At 53.2% G+C, this 374-nt stretch carries 1 rRNA gene; it reads left to right on the top strand.

From position 1 onward, the window contains the following. Positions 1-210: 210 nt before the first annotated feature. A 5S ribosomal RNA gene (gene rrf, locus ASU23_RS12310) occupies positions 211-327 on the top strand. The last annotated feature ends 47 nt before the right edge of the window (positions 328-374 follow it).

The following is a 374-nucleotide window of genomic DNA, read 5'->3' as shown; positions in this document are numbered from 1 at the left end:
TGGAAGTGCAGTAATGCATGCAGGTGACTGGTACTAATAGGCCGAGGACTTACCACAAAGAAGCTACGCGTCCACTGTGCGGTATCTGAAACAACACACAGATACTGATGAGAAACCCTGTTTTCTCCATCCCCCAACACCAGAAACTGGTGTTGACGGGTGGTGAAACCAGGTGATCAGAAGAAGGTTACTGTGACAGTTTCATAGAGTTACGGCGGTCATAGCGAAGGGGAAACGCCCGGTCCCATTCCGAACCCGGAAGCTAAGCCCTTCAGCGCCGATGGTACTGCACTCGACAGGGTGTGGGAGAGTAGGACACCGCCGAACACACATTAGAGAAGCCCCCCAACCAGTACTGGTTGGGGGGCTTTCTC

This window comes from Rhodococcus sp. KB6, assembly GCF_001445685.1.
Taxonomy (GTDB): domain Bacteria; phylum Actinomycetota; class Actinomycetes; order Mycobacteriales; family Mycobacteriaceae; genus Rhodococcus_F; species Rhodococcus_F qingshengii.
The sequence above is the reverse complement of the archived record's forward strand: the minus strand, read 5'-3'. Positions and strand labels throughout refer to the sequence as shown.